Genomic DNA, 19,006 nt, shown 5'->3' with positions numbered 1-19,006 from the left:
ATTGCCCCCCTCGCTTCTGACGAAGCCTGGTTTCATTGTTCACGGCTGCAGTTCTCGACTACACGCCGCAAGGCCCTTGCATGATTGCTGCCACTACGCGGCGTGCTCCAGATGCTCACGATGCAGAACTCTCCGCATCGGCAATCGGTGTCGTTGTAAGGGCAATACATCCGGCCCCATGCATGACCGCCCGCCATGCGGAGCCTCCACCCACGCTCCTCCATGAACTGCAACGCCGCTTCGATGTCCTTGTCCGGATGACGCGCCCGAGGCATTCCCTGCTCTCCGCAGTCTGCACATGATATTGGATAGTTGTCAAATGACAACCCAACTGAAACAACACCCGTTGTGACCCTGGCCAATCCGGGCTATGCGTCCAGAGCCATATCCGTCAGCCCTCCCGCCTCCCGCGATGACAGCGCCAGCGTCGAGCGGCGCTGCAGTGCGTCATGTAACCGATTACATCCCTTGCTAGCGTAGCGCTCACCCTGTTCCGGTCGAACCTGCGAGGCAGTCCGTAATGACGTTGCACGCCGAACGCTCCAAGGTCTCCCGCTCCGCCACCCCATGCCGATCTGCCGCCGCCCTGTTGCTCGCCGCCCTGGCGTACTCCGTGCAGGCGCAGCCTCTTCCACCGCGCAGCCAATGGCAGGCAGGCAGTTCCTCGCAGCAGGTGCCGGCAATGGCGATCGGCCATCTGATCGACGGCGACCCGAAGACCGTCACCGGCGGCGCCTTCAGCCCCGGCCACTGGTTCCAGATCGATCTTGGCGCACCAACACTGCTGGCCGGCGCGCGCCTCACCTGGGATGTATCCAACCCGGAAGGCTATTCACTGCAGACCTCAACGGACGGCACGCACTGGCAGACCGCGTACACCATGGCCGATTCGCTGGGCGATGTGGAAACGCTGTACTTCGCGCCGCGCCAGGCACGCTACCTGCGGCTGGCCAGCCCCCAGCGCACCTCTGACTGGGGCGTGTCAATCTTCGAGATGGAGCCGCTGGACAACACGCTCAGCGCACGCATCAGCGGTGTCGATGCAACGCAGGCAGCGGCGCTCTGGCAAGGCGGTGGCACCGTGGCGATTCCGGCCGGAAAAGGTGGATCGCATACGCTCGAGATCACGCTGCCGCAGGCTCAGTTGACGGCTGGCCTGGTGGTCGACTGGGCCGATGGCGCGCGCGGCGCCGCCCGACTGCAGGCACAGGATGCACAGGGCCGCTGGCAGGACCTCGCACACGATGCACAGGCGGCCAGCCATCGGCAGAGCTGGCTGGCTGCTGGCACGGCACAGCCTCTACGTGCATTCCGCCTGAGCGTGGACGGCGCTGCACCGCAGCTGGCTCGCCTGCGCCTGCTCGGCCCAAAAGCCGTAATGACGCCGATGAAGCAGTATCAGATCACCGCCAGCGGCGCGCAGCGCGCGTTGTTCCCGGCGTCGCTGCAGATGCAGCAGACCTACTGGACGGCCGTCGGTGTGCATGCAGGACGGCAGAAATCGATCTTCGACGAATACGGCAATCTGGAGGCCTTCAAGGGCGCGCCGCTGGTGCAGCCGATCTGGCGCAACGCCGACGGCCAAACCGCCGGCGCCGCCGGGCAAGCCGTGCAGCATGCCCTGCGCGACGGCTGGAAGCCGATGCCCTCTACCACCTGGTCTCCGCAACCCGGCCTGCAGCTGCGCAGTGAAGTGTTCGCCATCGAGCGCGATGGCCAGCCGGTGACCTTCCTTCGCCATCGCCTGCACAACACCGGCAGCACCCGCATCGACGGCACGCTCAGCCTGGTCGTGCGCCCGATGCAGATGAATCCGCCGTGGCAGAACGGCGGGCTGTCACCGATCCGCGACGTGGCCATCGAAGGACAGGCCGTGCGCATCAATGGGCGCACGCTGCTGCAGTCGCTCACGTCGGTGGCTGCTTCGGCCGCCGCACCGTTCGGCAAGGACGGCGCTACCGAAATCACCGCGGACATCGCTGCCGGTCAACTGCCTTCCACGCAGCGGGCGCGTGATGACCAGGGTCTTGCCTCGGCGGCTTTGAACTACCGCATCTCGTTGGCACCGGGAGCCAGCGATGCCATCGTGGTCGCGTTCCCGCTGGGCACTGCCGCCACCGATGCCAATGGCGTGCTGCCCGAAGCACCCGCGCTGGATCTGGCCACGCTGCCCCGCGATGCCAATGCCGCGTTCGATTCCCTGGCCACGCAGGCGTCTGCGGACTGGCAGGCTCGGCTGGGCCAGGTCGGCCTGCGCCTGCCCGATCCGTCACTGGTCGACATGCTGCGCGCGCAGGCTGCCTACATGCTGATCAACCAGACCGGCCCGGCCATGCAGCCCGGCCCGCGCAACTACAACCGCTCCTTCATCCGCGATGGCATGGCGACCTCGGCGGTGCTGCTGCGCATGGGCGAAGCCCGCGTCGCGCGCGACTACCTGGCCTGGTACAGCGCGCACGGCGTGCATGCCAACGGCCTGGTTTCGCCGATCCTCAACGACGATGGCAGCGTCAATACCGGCTTCGGTTCGGACATCGAGTACGACAGCCAGGGCCAGTACGTGGCGCTGGTCGCCGACGTTGCACGCCTGGATGGCGGACCAGAATCCGTGCGTGCCTACCTGCCCAAAGTGAAGGCCGCGCTGCGCTTCCTGCAGGAACTGCGCGAGCGCACGCTGGTACCTGGCTACAAGGCCGACCAGCCAGCGCCGGAGCGCTTCGCGGGCATTCTTGCGCCATCGATCAGCCATGAGGGCTATCCGTCACCCACCCACAGCTATTGGGATGACTACTGGGGGCTGAAGGGGTGGCACGACGGCGCCTGGCTGGCCGAAGCACTGGGTGACCACGAGACCGCCGCCTGGGCCCGTGAGCAGTACAGACTGCTGTACGACGCACTGCATGCCTCGATCCGGGCCACGATGGCGTGGAAGGGCATCGACTTCATTCCGTCCTCGGCGGACCTGGGCGATGGCGATCCCACTGGCGTATCGATCGCGCTGGACCCTACCGGCGCGCAGAGCGTGCTGCCCGCCGAGGCGTTGAAGACCACCTTTGCGCGTTACCTGGAGGACGTCCGCAAGCGCAGCCAGCCCGGTGCGCTGTACGCCTACACGCCGTACGAAATCCGCAACGTGCTGAGCTATGTGCACCTGGGCCAGCCGCAGGCAGCCGATGAGCTGCTGCAGGGCCTGTTGCATGACCGGCGCCCGCTTGAGTGGCAGGTGCTGGCCGAGGTCGTGCACTCACGCCTGCGTTTCCCGCGCTACCTGGGCGACATGCCGCACACCTGGATCGGCGCCGAGTACGGCCGCACGCTGTTCGGCATGCTGATGCGCGAGGACGATGATGCGTTATCGCTGCTGCCGGGCACGCCGCCGTCGTGGGTGGCTGGCGATGGGTTGGCGGTCGAGCGTCTGCCAACCGCGTATGGCACGTTGCAGATGCAGGCGCGGCAGCGCGACGGGGTGCTGACGGTGACGCTTGGCCAGGGGCTGCGCAGCGGAACGCCGGTGAAGGTCTGGTGGCCGGAGCGCACCCTGCCGAAGACGGTGCGTGTGGATGGGCGTAGCGTTTCCGGCTTCGATGCCGAGGGCGTGCGCTTGGCGAAGCCGTTCCGGACGCTGGAAGCGCGTTGGTAGAGCAGCCGAGCGTGGCTCGGCTCTACCGAAAGCAGACTCCGCGAGTAGATCCACGCCATGCGTGGATGCTCCTGTAGAGTCGAGCCATGCTCGACTCATCGCGCACCGCGCGAACTGCAGCCGAGCATGGCTCGGCTCTACAAAAGCGGCGGTGGCGCCGGGTCATGCTCGGCGTCATTGCAGCGTGGGCAACCCCGGCGGGTTGGTCTGCGACTGCGGCACCGCTTCCTCGGCCACATTCCACCGCTTCAACGCCTGCGCATAGGTGCCGCTGCCGATCTGGGTGTTCAACGCCTGCGTCACCGCGTCGGCCAGGCCACTGCCCTTGCGCGTGGTCACCGAAATCGCCGCGGCGTTCGGCCAGCCACCGGGGAACAGGCCTACACGCCGCACCTTGCCGTCGCGTGCCGAGTACGCGCCGGTGGCATTGGGCTCGAACGAGACATCGGCGCGGCCGGTGATCACCGCCAACCGGCCCACCACGGCGTCGTCGAAGTACTGGTACTGCACCGGCTTCAAGCCGGCCGCAATGTTCTGCTGGTCCCACTGCCGCAGAATCTGGTCCTGGTTGGTGCTGGCACCGACCACCACCTTCAGCCCGGCGACATCGGCCGGCTTTTCAATCTTCTGGATCGGCCCATCGCTGCGCGTGTAGATGCCGAGCAGGTCGTAACGGTAGCTCGAGAAATCGAACTTCTTCTTGCGCTCCTCGGTGACCGTCACGTTCGACAGCACGGCATCGTACTTGCCCGACTCCAGCCCCAGCGGCCAGTCGGCCCATGCCACCGGTACGATCACCAGCTTCAGGCCCAGCCCGTCGGCAATCAGCCGCGCGATGTCGGGCTCGATGCCCACAACGTCCTTGCTGTCGGCGCCGTAGTCGGCCAGCGGCAGCTGCCCCGGATGGGTGGCTACCGTGAACGCACCGGGGGTGACGAAGCGGTAGCTGGCGGGAATCAACGCCTGTGCCTTCGGATCGAACGTACCTTTCAGCACGGCCGTGTTCGCGCCCGCCAGGCTGGTCGCAGCCACGACGCCGGCATCCGGTGCTTGCCGTACGCGGGAATAGACGATGCCGGCGATACCGACGACCAGAACGCCTGAGATCACCAGGGTGCTGCGGGAGATTCGACGCGGTGCTGCAGGGCTCATGGTGTTCCTTCCGGGGTTACAGGGTCTTGGCCAGGAAATCGGCAGTGCGTTGCTGGCGCGGGCGCTCGAACAGGGCCTCGGGCGTGCCCTGCTCGATCACCCGTCCCTGGTCCATCATCACTACGTGGTCGGCCACGCGGCGGGCGAAGCCCAGTTCATGGGTGACGATCACCAGCGTGGTGCCGGAGCTGGCCAGCTCTTCGATCACGCTGAGCACTTCGGTCACCAGCTCCGGGTCCAGCGCCGAAGTCGGCTCGTCGAACAGCAGAACCTTCGGCTGCAGCGCCAGTGCGCGGGCAATCGCGATGCGCTGCTGCTGGCCACCGGACAGCTGGCGCGGGAAGGCATCGGCCTTTCCGGCCAGGCCGACCCGTTCCAGCAGCGTCCGCGCCTGCTGCTCGGCCTGAGCGCGTGGCATGCCGCGCACCGCGATCGGCGCCTCGATGATGTTCTCCAGCGCGGTCATATGCGGGAACAGGTTGAAGCCCTGGAACACCATGCCCACTTCGGCACGGCGGCGGCGGATCTCGCGCTCCGGCAGCTCGAACAGGGTGTCACCGTCGCGACGGTAGCCGATCAGCTGGCCGGCAACGGTCACGTAGCCGCTGTCGGCGCGCTCCAGGTGGTTGATCAGCCGCAGCAGCGTGGACTTGCCGGCGCCGGACGGGCCGATCAGCACGGTCACGCTGCCGGCGCGAAGGTCCAGGTTCACGTCTTCCAGCACCGGCTGTTCACCGAACACCTTGCCCACGCCATGCAGCGACACCGCCGCCCCCTCGCCTGCCTCGACCGGGGCCGCAATGCGCGGACGGCTGGCCACGCGCGGCGCTGCATCTGCGGGTCCACGCAGCGGCTGCGAGACCCGCGACACCGAGCGCTCGCGCTGCAACTGGCCGCGCGCAAAGCGCTGCTCCACGCGCCGCTGCAGCAGAGACAGCACGGTCAGGATCACCAGGTACCAGACCGTGGCCACCATCAGCAGCGGCACCACCTCCAGGTTGCGGCGGTAGATCACCTGCACGGTGTAGAACAGCTCCGGCAGCGCCAGCACGTAGACCACCGAGGTACTCTTCGCCAGGCCGATCACATCGTTGAACGCCGCCGGCAGGATCGAGCGCATCGCCTGCGGCAGGATGATGCGGCGCACCTGGCGGCCACGCGGCAGGCCGAGTGCGGCCGCGGCCTCGTACTGGCCGTGGTCGACCGAAAGAATGCCACCGCGGATCACCTCGGCCGAGAACGCGGCCTGGTTCAGGGTCAGCCCCAGCACCGCGGCAGTGAACACGCCGATCAGCTGCGTGGTCGGGTACGAGAACAGGCTGATGCCGGTGAACGGCACCCCCAGCTCGATGGTGCTGTACAGATAACCCAGATTGTTCAGCAGCAACAACAGCACCAGCAGCGGGATCGAACGGAACAACCATACATAGCCCCACGACACCGCCGACAGCAGTGGCGAACCGGACACACGCGCCAGTGCAAGCAAGGTACCCAGCGCGAAACCAAGGCCGGTACCGAGCGCGGTCAGCAGCAACGTGCGACCCAGGCCTTCCAGCACCGGGCGCGCGAAGAACCACTCGGCGAAGGTACTCCACCCCCAGCGCGGGTTGCCCAGCACCGATTGCAGTGCGATCAGGATCAGTGCCAGCGCCAATACGGTACCGACCACCTGCAACGGGTGCCGCGCAGGCACGATCTTCAACGTCGGTGCTGGCGCCGGCCGTGCAGCGATGCCCTCCAGTGCGGTCGACGGCGTGCTCATGCGTGGGCTCCCTGCAGCTGTGGCTGCGCAGGCGTGATGACGGGCGCCGCCGCCCGCAGGCGCTTCTCGAACGGCAGATGCGCAATGGCCTCCGGATCGGCATCCAGATCGAACAGCGCGGTATAGCCGTGGCTGAGGTACAGGCCGACCGCCTCAGGCTGGCGGAAGCCCGTCGTCAGGAACACACGCAGGTAGCCCTGGCGCGCCGCCTGCTCTTCCAGTTCCTGCAGCACGCGCCGCGCGATGCCCTGCCGGCGCAGCCCCGGCAACGTCCAGATGCGCTTGAACTCGGCAGTGTCCGGATCGCGATGTGGCATGAACGCGCCGCCGGAAATCGCCACACCGTCGCGCAGCAGCAGCACGAAGGCACCTACCGGGGCAGCAAAGGCCTGCGCCGGATAGCGCTGCAGCTCCTCGCGGGCGCTGCCGCCGATGCGTCGGCGCACGTCTGCGTAGCGGCTGTCGTACTCCTGTTCCAGGCCATCGAACAGCGGCCGCGCCAGCGGATCATCCACCGAGGTATAGAGGAAGCGTTCGTCGCTGCTCATGTCGCATCCTTCACCAGATAGTCTTCGGCCAGCCGCGCCCACAGGCTGGCGGCGGGTGCAATGGCAGCATCGTTGAACACGTAGCGCGGGCTGTGCAGCGGTGCACTGTCGCCGTTGCCGACGAACACGAAGCTGCCCGGCCGTGCCTGCAACAGGAAGGCGAAATCCTCGCTGGCGGTGCGCGGCGCGAACCCGGGCACCACCTGTCCGGTGCCGAAGCCCTTTACTGCTACCTCGCGGATGTAGGCGGTCTGCTGCGCGTGATTGATCACGCTGGGGAAGCCGCGCGGGAACTCGATCTCGGCGCGTGCGCCGAACGCGGCAGCGGTCTGCTCGGCAATCCCGGCAACCCGGCGCCGCAGGGTGTCGCGCACCTCGGGCAGGTAGGCGCGCACGGTCAGTTTCAACTCGACCACGTCCGGAATCACGTTGGCGGCCTGCCCGCCGTGGATCGAACCGACGGTCACCACACCCATCTGCCGCGGATCGACATTGCGTGACACCACGCTCTGCAGTGCGGTGACGATGTGCGCCGCCGCCAGGATCGGGTCGACACTCCCTTGCGGCTCGGCACCATGTCCGCCCTTGCCGATCACCTTCAGCCGCGCCCAGTCCACCGATGCCATCGCCGGGCCATCGACAAAGCCGAAGTGACCGACCGGCACGCCCGGCCAGTTGTGCAACCCGTAGATCGCGTCCACCGGGAAACGCTCGAACAGGCCGTCGGCAATCATCTTCGATGCACCCGAACCCGTTTCCTCCGCAGGCTGGAACACCAGCTGCAGGGTGCCGTCGATATCGCCGTGATGGGCCAGGTAATGCGCAGCGGACAGCAGGATGGCGGTATGCCCGTCGTGGCCACAGGCATGCATCAGCCCGTCGGTCTGGCTGGCATAGGCCAGGCCGGAGTCCTCGTGGATCGGCAATGCATCCATATCGGCACGCAGGCCGAGGCGGCGGCGGCCCTGCCCGCGCTGCAGCGTGCCGACCACGCCGGTGCCACCAAGGCCGGTGGTGACCGCATAGCCCCACTGCTGCAGCAGCTCGGCCACACGGGCGCTGGTGCGATGCTCCTGGAAGGCCAGCTCCGGATGCCTGTGCAGGTCGTGGCGGATCGCAATGGCGGCCTCGGCCCGTGACGCGATTTCGGGCAGCACGCCGAGGGGCGCGGGACTGCGCCGGGCCACACCCGGCGCTACCGAAGATTCTCCGCTCATCGCCTTATCCCGCCTTCCGCGCCGGTTCGGCGTCGGTCGAATGGCGGCTGGCCTTGTACGGCAGGCCCAGGTGCTCGCGCAGGGTCTGCCCTTCCAGCTCGCGCTGGTGGTAGCCGCGTGCCTGCAGGATCGGCAGCACCTGGGTCACGAAATCGTCCAGCCCTTCGCGCTGTGCCGCGAAACCGAGAATGAAGCCATCGCTGGCGCCGGCATCGAACCAGCGGATCAGCTCATCGGCCACATGTTCCGCCGTCCCGATGAAGTTCGGTCGCGGGCTGACCGCCTCCAATGCCACCTGGCGCAGGCTCAGGCCCCTCTCACGCGCCTCCTGCTTGATGCGATCGGTGGTGGAACGGAACGAGTTGCTGCCGATCTCACCCAGCTCCGGGAAAGGGGCATCCGGATCGTACTGGCTGAAATCGTGGTGGTCGAAGAAGCGGCCGAGATAGGCCAGCGCATCCTCCAGCGTGGCCAGCGTGGCAATCGCCTGGTACTTGGCTTCGGCCTCCTCCGCGGTACGTCCCACGATGGGGCCGATGCCCGGGAAGATCTTCACGTCGCTGCCGCTGCGACCCTGCGCGATCGCCGAGTTCTTCACCTTCTGGGTGAACGCGCGGGTTTCTTCCAGCGACGGCGAATGGGTGAACACCGCATCGGCATACTTGCCGGCCAGCGCGATGCCATCGTCGGACGAACCGGCCTGGAAGATCACCGGCTGCCCCTGCGGTGAGCGCTGGATGTTGAGCGGCCCTTCCACCTGGAAGAAGCGGCCCTTGTGGTCGAGCCGGCGGAACGTCTCCGGCGCGAAGAAGGTGCCACTGTCGCGCTCGCGAACGAAGGCACCGTCATCCCATGAATCCCACAGGCCCTGCACCACCTCCAGGTACTCGTCGGCGATCTGGTAGCGCAGCGCGTGCTCCGGGTGCGGCCGGCCATAGTTGCGGCCCGAACCTTCCAGCGGCGAGGTCACCACGTTCCAGCCGGCACGGCCACCGCTGAGCAGATCCAGCGAGGCGAACTGCCGGGCCACGGTGAACGGGTCGCTGTAGGAAGTCGACAGCGTGCCAGCCAGACCGATCTTCTTCGTTGCCGTGGCCAGCGCCGAAAGCAGCGAGATCGGCTCGAAACGATTGAGGAAATGCGGGATCGATTTTTCGTTGATGTAGAGGCCGTCGGCCACGAAACCGAAGGCGATGCCGTTGTCCTCGGCGGTGCGCGCGATGTCGATGTAGAACTGCAGGTTGACGCTGGCATCGGCCGGATTGGACGGATGCTTCCAGGCATGCATGTGGCTGCCGGGACCCTGCAGCATGATGCCGAACGGAATGTGGCGCGGGGTCGTGCTCATGGGAATCGCTCCTGCAGGTCAGGCCACCGCCGCGCGCGGCGCGGGCGACAGCAGTTCAAGGGATGTCAGGCGTGCGTCGAGGTCGGCCACCGGCGCATCGAGGATGAATTCGCCCACGCCGAAACGCCGATGCAGCGCGTCCAGTTCGCCGCGCACATGCTGCGCATCACCGGACAACACGCTCGGGCGTGTCTCCTCGATGCGGAAATCGGCCACGCCTACCTGGCGTGCGTACTCGGCCGCCGCCTCGGCGCTGGGCAGGTTCACCGCCTGCCCGGGGCCAAGGTGCAGCTTGTAGACCCGCAGTGCGCCGATATGGCGCGCCGCCGCTTCAGCGGTCGGTGCGGCAAAGGCCACCGTGGCCAGCAACGGGGGCTGTGCAGAGACGCTGCGGTAGGCGTCGAATGCGGCCTCAATGTGCTTCGGGTCGCCATCGAAGTGCGCGGCGTAGACAAAGCGCCAGCCCAGCTCGGCCGCCTGCCGCGCGCTCTGCGGGCTGGCACCGAGCAGGAAGCGCTCCGGCGCCTGCTGCGGAACCGGCCGCGCCTGCACCTCGGTGCCGGCACCGGACAGATAGCCCTCCAGATCGCGCAGTTGCTGGTCGAAGTCGGCGAACGCCGGGCGCCCTGCCGCCAGCGCGGCGGTCGACGCCGGCAGGCCGCCGGGCGCCTTGCCCACGCCCAGATCCACGCGCCCTGGCGCCAACGCCGCCAGCAGGTTGAAGTTCTCCGCCACCTTGTATGGCGCGTAGTGGCGCAGCATCACCCCACCGCTGCCGATGCGGATGCGCCGGGTCTGCGCCAGCACCCAGGCCGCCAGCACTTCCGGCGCGGGGCTGGCCAGGGCCGGTGCCGCGTGGTGTTCGGCAAACCAGTAACGGTGGTAGCCCAGCTGCTCGGCGCGCTGCGCCAACTGCAGGCTGTTGCGCAGGGCCTGTTCCGGCGAGGCGCCCTCGGCCACCGGGCTCTTGTCCAGCACGCTGATCTGATAGCTCATGGTCGCGTCCTCGCTCAAGGGTGGGCCACGGGAATGCCCAGCAATCCGTTCAGTGCGGCCAGGATCGGCTCGGCACCGGAGATGTACTGGCGGTCCTGGTGCGCGCCACTGGCCAGTTCGCTGTGCACGCCTTGCGGCAGCACCAGCTTCGGCAGCGACTGGTCCTGTTCGCCGATCTCGGCGATCACCTCGCGGCGCGGCCGTGCGAAACCGATGCGACGTACGTCCAGCTGCGCATCAAGGCCGTCGATGCTCGACAGCGCGCCTTCCAGTAACAGGCTGTGCCGGCAGAAGAAGCGTTGACCGGGAATCTGGCCGTCCTCGAACTCGCGGTCGAGCAGGAACAGGATGGGTTTATCGGTTGCGTCCAGGCTCACGGGGTCGTCCTCATCGGGGGCGGCAATGCGATGCCGCTTCGATTTCGATGCTAGAGATGCCGACGGCCGAAGCAGCGATGCCTGGCGACAATCGGCGGTCAGATCCGGCCATGCAGATGCAGCTTGGCCATATGCAAAGCGCCGCCCGTTATGGCGTCAGGCAATACGTCGCAGCGGCGCCGCTGTCGCCCGCCCCTGCGCAGCCAGGTGCCCGGCCGCACGTTCGCTCGCCAGCGCGATGCGCGCCTGCAACGCCGCACTGTTGATGTGCTCGCCGTCGAAGTCGGCCGGGGTGGCATACACCCCGATCGGCAGCGTGTGCGCCTGCAGGAAACTGAACAACGGCCGCAACTGGTGATCGATGACCAGCGCATGGCGCTCGCTGCCTCCGGTCGCCGCCAGCAGCACTGGCGTATCCACCAGCGCATCGAGCTCGATGAAGTCGATCAGGTGCTTGAACAGCCCCGGATACGATCCACGGTGCACCGGCGCAGCCACCACCAGCAGTTCGGCCGCCTCGATGGTCTGCAGCACCTGTTCCACCGCCGGTTCCACCTCCGCGCGCGACAGTGACTGGCCCAGCGAGCGCGCAATCGGCGCCAGCTCCACCAGGTCCACGCTGGCATGCACCCGCTGCTGCAACGATGCCAGCAGATGCCGCACCAGCAGCAGCGTACGGGATGTCGCCGAGCTGGTCGGCGACCCCACCAATGCAACCACCTTCAATGCAGAAGACATGAAATGCTCCCATGTAGCGTCGAGCGTGCTCGACGGCGTTTCGCCTCAGAACCGGTAACTGACCCGCCCATACCAGTACGCGCCTACGTTGCCCAGCACGTCACCGCTGTCCCAGGTGGTCTCGATGCTGGCCACATCGGTGGCACTGCGTGCGTACTCGGGCACCTTGCGGGTGCGCTTGTCGAACACGTTGTTGATGCCCAGCGCCGCGCTCCAGCCAGCGCCCAGTTCCACCGCGCCGGACAGGTTGGTCACCAGCACCGGTGGCTGCTTGTACTCCACGCCGTTGTTCAGGCGCTTGATCGGGCCGTAGTACGTGAAATCGACATTCGAACGCCAGCGCCCGTTCTGCCAGCCCAGCCCGGCCACCTGGGTGTAGCTGGGCGTGCGGAAGCGCAGCGCGTACTCGCTGGTCCTGGTCAGCAGGTTGATGTTCGGCAGCCCCTGCAGCGCCGCCGGAATGTCGCTCACTTTCTGGATGGTGGTGCGGCCGACGTTGGCCGCGTAGCTCCAGCGCAGCTTGCCCCACGCAGTGTCCTGGTTCGCTTCCAGGGTCAGCTCGACGCCGCGCGTGCGGGTGTTGCCCACGTTGGTGAAATAGCTGGCGTAGAACGCATCGCCCGGCAGGATGCTGATGCCGGCAGAACCCAGCAGGGCATCGATGGTGTTCTTCTGCGCCGCACTCAGCACCGTGCCGCTGTTGTCGGTGACGCGCGCCGGATCCTGCGCGTTGTAGCCGATCTGGCTGGACTGGCCGAGCTGGCCGCGGATGTCGATCTGATACGCATCCAAGGCCAGATGGAAGGCCGGGCTCGGATCCCAGGTCACGCCAAGGCTGTAGTTGGTGGCCTTTTCCGGCTTCAGCGCCGTGGCACCCAACGCGATCGCCGCCGGCGACGACACCTGCGCCACCAGCGTGGTGCCGCACGGGCAGCTGCCGGTTGCCTGGTAGAACTGCGCGCCCAGGCTGGGCGCATGGAAACCGTTGCTGACCGTGGCGCGTACGCCCAGCGCGTCGGTGAAGTCGAAGCGCGTGGTCAGGCGGCCGGTGGAGACACTGCCGAAGTCGGAGTGGTCTTCCCAACGCGCGGCCGCATCCAGATACCAGCGCGAGGTGACGTTGGTGGCCGCGCCCACATAGACCGCCTTGCTGTTGCGGGTCGCCTTCACCGCGTCGGCGGTCGAGTAGCCGACGAAGGCCGCCGCACCGAAGCCGGTGTACGACTCCCACTGCCCCGCCCCACGCTCGTACTGTTCATGCTGGTACTCGGCACCTGCGCTCACTTCCAGCGGCGAGGCAAAGGCCGCCACCTCGAAGCCGCGGCGCAGATCCAGGTTGGCGATGCCCTGCTGGTAATCCAGCTTGCCATCGTAGAAGTCGGTGGGCGAACCGGGGTACGGCAGCGAGTAGTTCACCGAGTTGCGGGTGTAGGTGCGTACCGTGCTGCGGTTTCCGGTCAGGCTGGCGTCGTAGTCCCAGCCTGCCAGCTGGCCTTTCACACCTGCAGTACCGGTGTACTGCTTCTCCTTGGTTTCCAACACCGGCAGGAAGCCATCGGGAAACACGCTCAGCACGCCGGGGGCCTTGTACGTGGTGAAGATGGTGGCCGGCAGGCGGAAGTTCTGGATCGCCTGCGCGGTGCGATCGCTGGCGGTGGCATTGGCGTAGAACTGCGCGCTTTCGCCAAGGCCATGGCCCACATTCACCGCGAAGGCCTTCAACGCATACGACGGCGAGCTGAGGATGGTGTTGGCCTCGGCATCGCGATCGGCCTCGGCCGGGTTCGGCAACGCTCCCACCGGCAGCCGGTTGTTCGGGCGCAGCCCCACCCGGTTGCCGCTGCCGTCCACCGCCGGATAGCTCAGGTAGCCGTCGATATAGCGCCGGGTGCGGATCGCATGATGCTGGCGGGTGGTCTCGCCGGACAGGTTGACGAAGCCATCCTCGCCCCACGGCAGGCCGACATTGGCGCGTACGCTGGTACGCGAGCCATCGCCATCAATGCTCTGCCCGCTCTCCACCGACAGATCGCCACCGTGCGCCTGCGATTTCAGGATCACGTTGACCACGCCGGTGATCGCATCCGAACCATAGATGGCCGACGCGCCATCACGCAGTACTTCCACGTGGTCGATGGCCGAGACAGGAATCAGCGCCAGGTCGGCCCAGGCATGGCCGGGAAAGCCACCGCCATTCGCTCCGCTCACATAGGCGCTGGCATTGCGGCGTTTGCCGTTCACCAGCACCAGCGTGTAGCCCGGCGACAGGTTGCGCAGCTGGTAGCCGCGGATCAGGCTCTCCTGATCGCTCTGGTAGCCGCCGATCTGGCTCAGCGACGGCAGGCTGCGCTGCAGGGCTTCCAGCAGATTGCCCTGCCCGGTGGCGGCAAGGTCCTCGGCGGAGATCACATCGATGGGCGTGGAGCTGTTCTTCACCGTGCGCGTGCTGGTGCGCGAACCGGTAACAACCACCGCGTCCAGCGTGGACGCTGCCACATTGGCCGCCGCCGCTGTGGTGGTGGGGTCTGCATCGGCTTCAGCCGCATGGCTGGGCGATGCGGCGAGAACAGCGGCGATCAGGACAGCAAGCGTGCTCAGGACAGGGGCGTGGGCGGCAGGCATGGGGGCTCGTGGGGGTGGGCCGGAAACACGCTTCCATTCAAGGGCCTGTTCACCTGCCGCGACAGGCGGGATCACGTCACCCAACCGTCATATCCGGCCACCCACATGACCGCTGGTAATGAGGTTAGGCAGCAGTCCCGGTGCGCTGCTCCCTGTAGAGCCGAGCCCATGCTCGGCTGAACTTCGCGATAGCATCACGTGCTTCCACTTCTGCCAGCATCAAGCCGAGCGTGGGCTCGGCTCTACAGAGATGGACAGCTCCCCGCATATACCCCGCAGGCATCACCTCATGCCTGCGCAGTGCGCCGCGCCGCGCACCGCCCCACGTAGCATCAACCCATGCCCAGCCCACCCGCCGATCCCAACGCGCCGCTCGTCGCCATCGTTGCCTGCCACGGCCAGGGGCTGTTCGAATTCGGCTGCGCGGTGGGCCTGTTCGCACCGGTGCGGCCGGAACTGGGCGTGGCCTGGTACCGGACCCAGCTGTGCGCGGCTGAGCCCGGTGCGCTGCGCATGCTTGGCGGCACGCAGGTCCAACTCCCCTACGATCTCAGCAGCGTCGATGACGCCGACACCATCGTCATTCCTGGTTGGCGCGAACCCAGCGAGCGCCCGCCGCAGGCGCTGCTCGATGCACTCATTCGTGCCCATGCACGCGGCGCGCGCATCGCCTCGATCTGCTCCGGTGCGTTCGTGCTGGCCTGGGCCGGGCTGCTCGATGGCCGCCAGGCCACCACCCACTGGCGGCTCACCGAAGCACTGGCGCGCGACTTCCCGCGCATCGATGTGCGCGAGGATGCGCTGTACGTGGATACCGGCAGCATCATCACCTCGGCCGGCTCGGCCACCGGCATGGACATGATGCTGCACCTGGTGCGCAAGGATTACGGCGCGCGCGTGGCCAACCTGGTGGCCGAACGGCTGGTACTGGCGCCGTGGCGCGATGCCGAACGCAGCCAGCGCGTCAGCCGCGCCATTCCCCATGGCGAGCCCACGCGGCTGGCAAAGCTGATGGAATGGATGCGCCGCAACCTGCGCGAGCCACACTCACTTGGCAGCCTCGCCGAGCAGGCCGCGCTCAGCCAGCGCACGCTGCAGCGGCAGTTCCTGGAAGCCACCGGCCTGTCGCCGATCGACTGGCTGATCCGCGAGCGCGTGGCCTTCGCCCGTGAACTGCTGGAAACCACGGACCGGCCACTGCAGTGGATTGCCGAGCAGGCCGGATTCGGTTCGCAGGAATCGTTCCGCCGGCACTTCCGTGGTCAGGTCGATGCGAGCCCTACCGAATACCGCAGCCAGCACAGGGGCGGCATCGGTGTCGACAGGTTGGTTGGCTGCTGATTCTGCGGGACCGGCAATCGCGCAGCGGCATGGCTCACGGCTTCGTGACGCGTCGATGGATCCGCCAGCACTGCCCGGCAAACCCGACCACGAACACGGCCAGGCATCCCAGCAATGTCTGCAGCACCACCGGTGCCATCGGCGCCGCCGCCAGCGGATGCGCCACCGGCAACCGCGTCAGTGTTTCATTCACCCCCGGCACCAGCGACAACAGGAAGCTGAAAGACAGCGCAAAGGTCGACAGGTATGCCGCCAGCCGTCCCAGGAAACGCAGTCGTGCCACCAGCACGCCGCCGAACGCCACCAGCAGCACGATTACCCCGAACGCGTGGCCCGGGTTGAGCCCGCCGGTGCTGGACACAGTGAACGAGGTCGCCACCGACAGCACCAGGCCGATCAGATAGACCTTGCCCGAGCGCGCGGCGGGATCGATCGCCCGGTGGCGGATGAAGCCATGCAGCCCGGCCAGGATCGGCACCAGGCTGATGGCGGTGTGGATCGCTCCGAGGAGGGTAAGGGGATGTGCCATGGGAATCTCCGTTGCTGGAATATACCTACTAGTAGGTAGGTTGTTGATGCAAATAAAAGGCCCGCGTCGCCGCCGGCCCACCACACGCACGTCAGGCGGTCACGCTCACCCGCGCGATGGCCAGCCGGGCCAGCGTCGCGAACGTGGCCGCATCTCCGAAGCTACGCGCGGCCAGCATGGCGCCGTGCACCGATGACATGAACGCCTTGGCTTCATCGGCCGCCGAGCCCTGCAACTGCAGCTGGCCCATTGCCGCCCCCTTCTCCAGCGTCACCGCCAACCAGCCGCTCAGGTCCTCGAAATGGCCGCGCACTTCCTCGGCGATTTCGGCCGGAATCAACGGCGCCTCGGCGGCCAGCATCGCGCAGATGCAGAACGAAGACGTGCCGCCTGCAATACAGCTGGACCAGTAGTCCACATAGGCATTGAGCTCCTGCAGCGGGTCGCCCAGCTGCCGGTCCAGCAAGGCCAGGCCTTCGCGCGCCTCGGCCCGGTACAGTTCAACCACGGTGCGCACCAAGTCTGCCTTGCTGGGGAAATGGTGATGGATGCTGGCCTTGCTGATGTTCACCCGCGCCGACACGTCGGCGTAGCTGAAACCGTTGTAACCACCGGCTTCCAGCAACGAGCGGGCATGGGCCAGGATCTCCTGGGCCTTGGGCGAGAGCGACTCTTTCATTGGACATAACCTACTAGTAGGTAGACATCCAGTCAATACCCCACCCCTACCACCCCCGCCGGTAGTGCCGGCCGCCTGCCGCCGCCCCGGTAGTGCCGGCCGCTGGCCGGCTTGCAGAAAAAACAGGGCGATCCTCGTCAGCCCCTCAATGCGACGACACGTACACCGCATCCGCTGGCGATGGTGGCAGCGCGAAACTCCGCCGCATCCGCGCGACCTCGGCCGCCGGTGGCAACGCGAACAACCGCTTGAACTCGCGGTTGAACTGGGACGGGCTGGCATACCCCACCGCCAGTGACGCAGCCTCCGCCGTCATCCCCTGCCGAAGCATCAGCAACCGCGCCTGATGCAGCCGGGTCGATTTCACGTACTGCATCGGCGACGTACCGGTCATCGCGCGGAAGTGGTCGTGGAAGGTCGCCGCGCTCATACCGGCCTCGGCGGCCAGCTGCGCCACGTCCAGCGCGGTGTCATACGCCGCGTGGATCGTGCGCAGCACCCTGCCGATGCTGCCGAAGCGCCCGCGCATGGCCAGCGCCTCGCGCATCGCGCCCCCCTGTGCACCGGTCAGCACGCGGAAATACAGCTCACGCACCAGCGACGGCCCGAGCACCGCAGCCTCCAGCGGATCGGCCAGCGCCTCCAGCAGGCGCAGCACCGTGGCCTGCATCGGCGCCTGCATCGGGCTGGACATCATGCTCTGCGCCGGCGCTTCGCTCATGCCCGGTTGCTCACCCAGTTCAATCAGCAGGTCCGCCGCCATCTGCAGGTCCAGGTGCAGGTAGATCGCCAGCAGCGGTGCGTCTGCCGATGCTTCGGTTTCCATCGTGAACGGCACCGGCACCGACACCGCCAGGTAGTGCTGCGCGTCGTACTGGTAGACCTGCCCGCCGAGGTAGCCGCGCTTCACGCCCTGGCAGACGATCACGATGCCGGGGTCATACAACACCGGCGTGCGTGCCAAAGCGCGGTCGGATCGCAGCAGCCGTACCCCCGGCAGCGGCGTGAGCGTATAGCCCTCCTGCACCGCCAATGTCTTCAGCAGGCCGACCATGCGTGCCTGCACCTGCGGTTGCAGGGAATCGACCACCGGCACGGGCGCTCCAGAGGAATAGGCAAGAATGGGCGAATCCTAGGCCTGGGACCGGGAATGCTCAAGCACTAACGTGCAAACCCTGTCCAACGTGAGTCCATCACATGCCCGCATCCCGCCTCTTTCTCATCACCGGCGTCAGCAGCGGCTTCGGCCGTGCCCTTGCCCAGCAGGCACTGCTGGCCGGCCATCGCGTGGTCGGCACCGTGCGCAACGCAACCGCCCGCCAGGATTTTGAAGCCCTCGCGCCGGGTCGCGCCTTCGGCCGCCTGCTGGACGTCACCGATGCCGACGCCATCGATGCACTCATCGACGATGTCGAAACCCACGTCGGCGCCATCGACGTGCTGGTCAACAACGCCGGCTACGGCCACGAAGGCATCCTCGAAGAATCCACGCTGGCCGAGCTGCGGCAGCAGTTCGAAGTGAACGTGTTCGGGCCGGCTGCAATGATCAAGGCCGTGCTGCCACACATGCGCGCGCGGCACCGCGGCCACATTCTCAACATCACCTCCATGGGCGGCTTCATCACGATGCCCGGCATCGCCTGGTACTGCGGCAGCAAGTTCGCACTGGAAGGCATCAGCGACGTGCTCGGCAAGGAAGTCGCGCCGTTCGGCATCCACGTCACCGCCGTCGCCCCGGGCTCGTTCCGCACCGACTGGGCGGGCCGCTCGATGGTGCGGGCACCGCGCAGCATTGAAGACTACGACGCGCTGTTCGACCCCATCCGCAGCGCGCGCGAGGCAAAGAGCGGCCACCAGCCGGGCGATCCAGTGAAGGCCGCACAGGCCATGCTGCAGATCATCGACAGCGATGCACCGCCCAGCCATCTGCTGCTGGGCAGTGATGCGCTGCAGCTGGTACGCGCGAAACTGGAATCGATGGCCAACAGCATCGACGCGTGGGAACAGCTGAGCCGTTCGACCGACAGCGTAGCGTAAGACCTTGAGGCAGCCGATGC

At 67.1% G+C, this 19,006-nt stretch carries 15 protein-coding genes; 3 read left to right on the top strand and 12 right to left on the bottom strand.

Translation table 11 applies throughout. The features are described 5' to 3' along the window. The first annotated feature begins 520 nt into the window (after positions 1–520). On the top strand, positions 521–3,640 hold the full coding sequence (locus tag B9Y64_RS16410) for a discoidin domain-containing protein (RefSeq protein WP_100441616.1): 3,120 nt from the start codon (positions 521–523) through the stop codon (positions 3,638–3,640). 174 nt (positions 3,641–3,814) lie between these two features. Here B9Y64_RS16410 and B9Y64_RS16405 read toward each other — a convergent pair whose 3' ends face one another. The 9 genes from B9Y64_RS16405 to B9Y64_RS16365 all read right to left on the bottom strand — a co-directional run bounded on the left by B9Y64_RS16405 (position 3,815) and on the right by B9Y64_RS16365 (position 14,400). Further along, positions 3,815–4,792 (bottom strand): ABC transporter substrate-binding protein, encoded by a 978-nt coding sequence (locus B9Y64_RS16405; protein WP_100441615.1) that lies wholly within the window; start codon positions 4,790–4,792, stop codon positions 3,815–3,817. Between the two features lie 16 nt (positions 4,793–4,808). Next, positions 4,809–6,554 carry an amino acid ABC transporter permease/ATP-binding protein gene (locus B9Y64_RS22465; protein WP_100441614.1) on the bottom strand — a complete coding sequence of 582 codons (1,746 nt, stop codon included), beginning with the start codon at positions 6,552–6,554 and terminating at the stop codon, positions 4,809–4,811. Beyond that, positions 6,551–7,102 (bottom strand): GNAT family N-acetyltransferase, encoded by a 552-nt coding sequence (locus B9Y64_RS16395; RefSeq protein WP_100441613.1) that lies wholly within the window; start codon positions 7,100–7,102, stop codon positions 6,551–6,553. The genes B9Y64_RS22465 and B9Y64_RS16395 overlap by 4 nt, the downstream gene beginning before the upstream one ends. Beyond that, positions 7,099–8,319, bottom strand: coding sequence for a M20 aminoacylase family protein (locus tag B9Y64_RS16390; RefSeq protein ID WP_100441612.1), 1,221 nt, complete (start codon positions 8,317–8,319; stop codon positions 7,099–7,101). The genes B9Y64_RS16395 and B9Y64_RS16390 overlap by 4 nt, the downstream gene beginning before the upstream one ends. A 4-nt stretch (positions 8,320–8,323) precedes the next feature. Beyond that, a complete protein-coding gene (locus B9Y64_RS16385) occupies positions 8,324–9,667 on the bottom strand; it encodes an LLM class flavin-dependent oxidoreductase (protein WP_100441611.1) in 1,344 nt (447 codons plus the stop codon). Between the two features lie 18 nt (positions 9,668–9,685). Beyond that, positions 9,686–10,663, bottom strand: coding sequence for an MsnO8 family LLM class oxidoreductase (locus B9Y64_RS16380; RefSeq protein ID WP_100441610.1), 978 nt, complete (start codon positions 10,661–10,663; stop codon positions 9,686–9,688). Positions 10,664–10,677: 14 nt separating this feature from the next. After that, the gene (locus tag B9Y64_RS16375) at positions 10,678–11,040 is read right to left on the bottom strand and encodes a DUF3088 family protein (protein ID WP_100441609.1); all 363 of its coding nucleotides are present in this window, start codon (positions 11,038–11,040) and stop codon (positions 10,678–10,680) included. 156 nt (positions 11,041–11,196) lie between these two features. After that, the gene (msuE, locus tag B9Y64_RS16370; RefSeq protein ID WP_100441608.1) at positions 11,197–11,778 is read right to left on the bottom strand and encodes an FMN reductase; all 582 of its coding nucleotides are present in this window, start codon (positions 11,776–11,778) and stop codon (positions 11,197–11,199) included. A gap of 45 nt (positions 11,779–11,823) precedes the next feature. Then, positions 11,824–14,400: a TonB-dependent receptor plug domain-containing protein gene (locus B9Y64_RS16365; RefSeq protein WP_100441607.1), complete on the bottom strand. Its 2,577-nt coding sequence runs from the start codon at positions 14,398–14,400 to the stop codon at positions 11,824–11,826. 339 nt (positions 14,401–14,739) lie between these two features. On the opposite strand from B9Y64_RS16365, the gene ftrA reads away from it, so the two are divergent. Beyond that, positions 14,740–15,741, top strand: a complete 1,002-nt coding sequence (ftrA, locus tag B9Y64_RS16360; protein ID WP_100441606.1) for a transcriptional regulator FtrA — start codon at positions 14,740–14,742, stop codon at positions 15,739–15,741. Positions 15,742–15,775: 34 nt separating this feature from the next. Here the strand turns inward: ftrA and B9Y64_RS16355 are convergent, their stop codons facing one another. The 3 genes from B9Y64_RS16355 to B9Y64_RS16345 all read right to left on the bottom strand — a co-directional run bounded on the left by B9Y64_RS16355 (position 15,776) and on the right by B9Y64_RS16345 (position 18,039). Further along, positions 15,776–16,270, bottom strand: a complete 495-nt coding sequence (locus tag B9Y64_RS16355) for a hypothetical protein (RefSeq protein ID WP_100441605.1) — start codon at positions 16,268–16,270, stop codon at positions 15,776–15,778. Positions 16,271–16,361: 91 nt separating this feature from the next. Beyond that, positions 16,362–16,949, bottom strand: a complete 588-nt coding sequence (locus B9Y64_RS16350) for a TetR/AcrR family transcriptional regulator (protein WP_100441604.1) — start codon at positions 16,947–16,949, stop codon at positions 16,362–16,364. 145 nt (positions 16,950–17,094) lie between these two features. Further along, positions 17,095–18,039 (bottom strand): AraC family transcriptional regulator, encoded by a 945-nt coding sequence (locus B9Y64_RS16345; RefSeq protein ID WP_100441759.1) that lies wholly within the window; start codon positions 18,037–18,039, stop codon positions 17,095–17,097. Between the two features lie 107 nt (positions 18,040–18,146). Here B9Y64_RS16345 and B9Y64_RS16340 point away from each other — a divergent pair, with 107 nt between their 5' ends. After that, the gene (locus B9Y64_RS16340) at positions 18,147–18,986 is read left to right on the top strand and encodes an oxidoreductase (protein WP_100441603.1); all 840 of its coding nucleotides are present in this window, start codon (positions 18,147–18,149) and stop codon (positions 18,984–18,986) included. Positions 18,987–19,006 lie beyond the last annotated feature (20 nt).

Origin of the sequence: Stenotrophomonas maltophilia, assembly GCF_002799245.1 — a bacterium.
Classification (GTDB): Bacteria; Pseudomonadota; Gammaproteobacteria; order Xanthomonadales; family Xanthomonadaceae; genus Stenotrophomonas; species Stenotrophomonas maltophilia_S.
This window is presented reverse-complemented; position numbering and strand designations above follow the sequence as displayed.

What these genes read in the sequence shown, in the direction of transcription:
- B9Y64_RS16410 (WP_100441616.1), top strand. Translation starts at nt 521, where the DNA reads ATGACGTTGCACGCCGAACGCTCCAAGGTCTCCCGCTCCGCCACCCCA.
- B9Y64_RS16405 (WP_100441615.1), bottom strand. Translation starts at nt 4,792, where the DNA reads ATGAGCCCTGCAGCACCGCGTCGAATCTCCCGCAGCACCCTGGTGATC.
- B9Y64_RS22465 (WP_100441614.1), bottom strand. Translation starts at nt 6,554, where the DNA reads ATGAGCACGCCGTCGACCGCACTGGAGGGCATCGCTGCACGGCCGGCG.
- B9Y64_RS16395 (WP_100441613.1), bottom strand. Translation starts at nt 7,102, where the DNA reads ATGAGCAGCGACGAACGCTTCCTCTATACCTCGGTGGATGATCCGCTG.
- B9Y64_RS16390 (WP_100441612.1), bottom strand. Translation starts at nt 8,319, where the DNA reads ATGAGCGGAGAATCTTCGGTAGCGCCGGGTGTGGCCCGGCGCAGTCCC.
- B9Y64_RS16385 (WP_100441611.1), bottom strand. Translation starts at nt 9,667, where the DNA reads ATGAGCACGACCCCGCGCCACATTCCGTTCGGCATCATGCTGCAGGGT.
- B9Y64_RS16380 (WP_100441610.1), bottom strand. Translation starts at nt 10,663, where the DNA reads ATGAGCTATCAGATCAGCGTGCTGGACAAGAGCCCGGTGGCCGAGGGC.
- msuE (WP_100441608.1), bottom strand. Translation starts at nt 11,778, where the DNA reads ATGTCTTCTGCATTGAAGGTGGTTGCATTGGTGGGGTCGCCGACCAGC.
- B9Y64_RS16365 (WP_100441607.1), bottom strand. Translation starts at nt 14,400, where the DNA reads ATGCCTGCCGCCCACGCCCCTGTCCTGAGCACGCTTGCTGTCCTGATC.
- ftrA (WP_100441606.1), top strand. Translation starts at nt 14,740, where the DNA reads ATGCCCAGCCCACCCGCCGATCCCAACGCGCCGCTCGTCGCCATCGTT.
- B9Y64_RS16355 (WP_100441605.1), bottom strand. Translation starts at nt 16,270, where the DNA reads ATGGCACATCCCCTTACCCTCCTCGGAGCGATCCACACCGCCATCAGC.
- B9Y64_RS16350 (WP_100441604.1), bottom strand. Translation starts at nt 16,949, where the DNA reads ATGAAAGAGTCGCTCTCGCCCAAGGCCCAGGAGATCCTGGCCCATGCC.
- B9Y64_RS16340 (WP_100441603.1), top strand. Translation starts at nt 18,147, where the DNA reads ATGCCCGCATCCCGCCTCTTTCTCATCACCGGCGTCAGCAGCGGCTTC.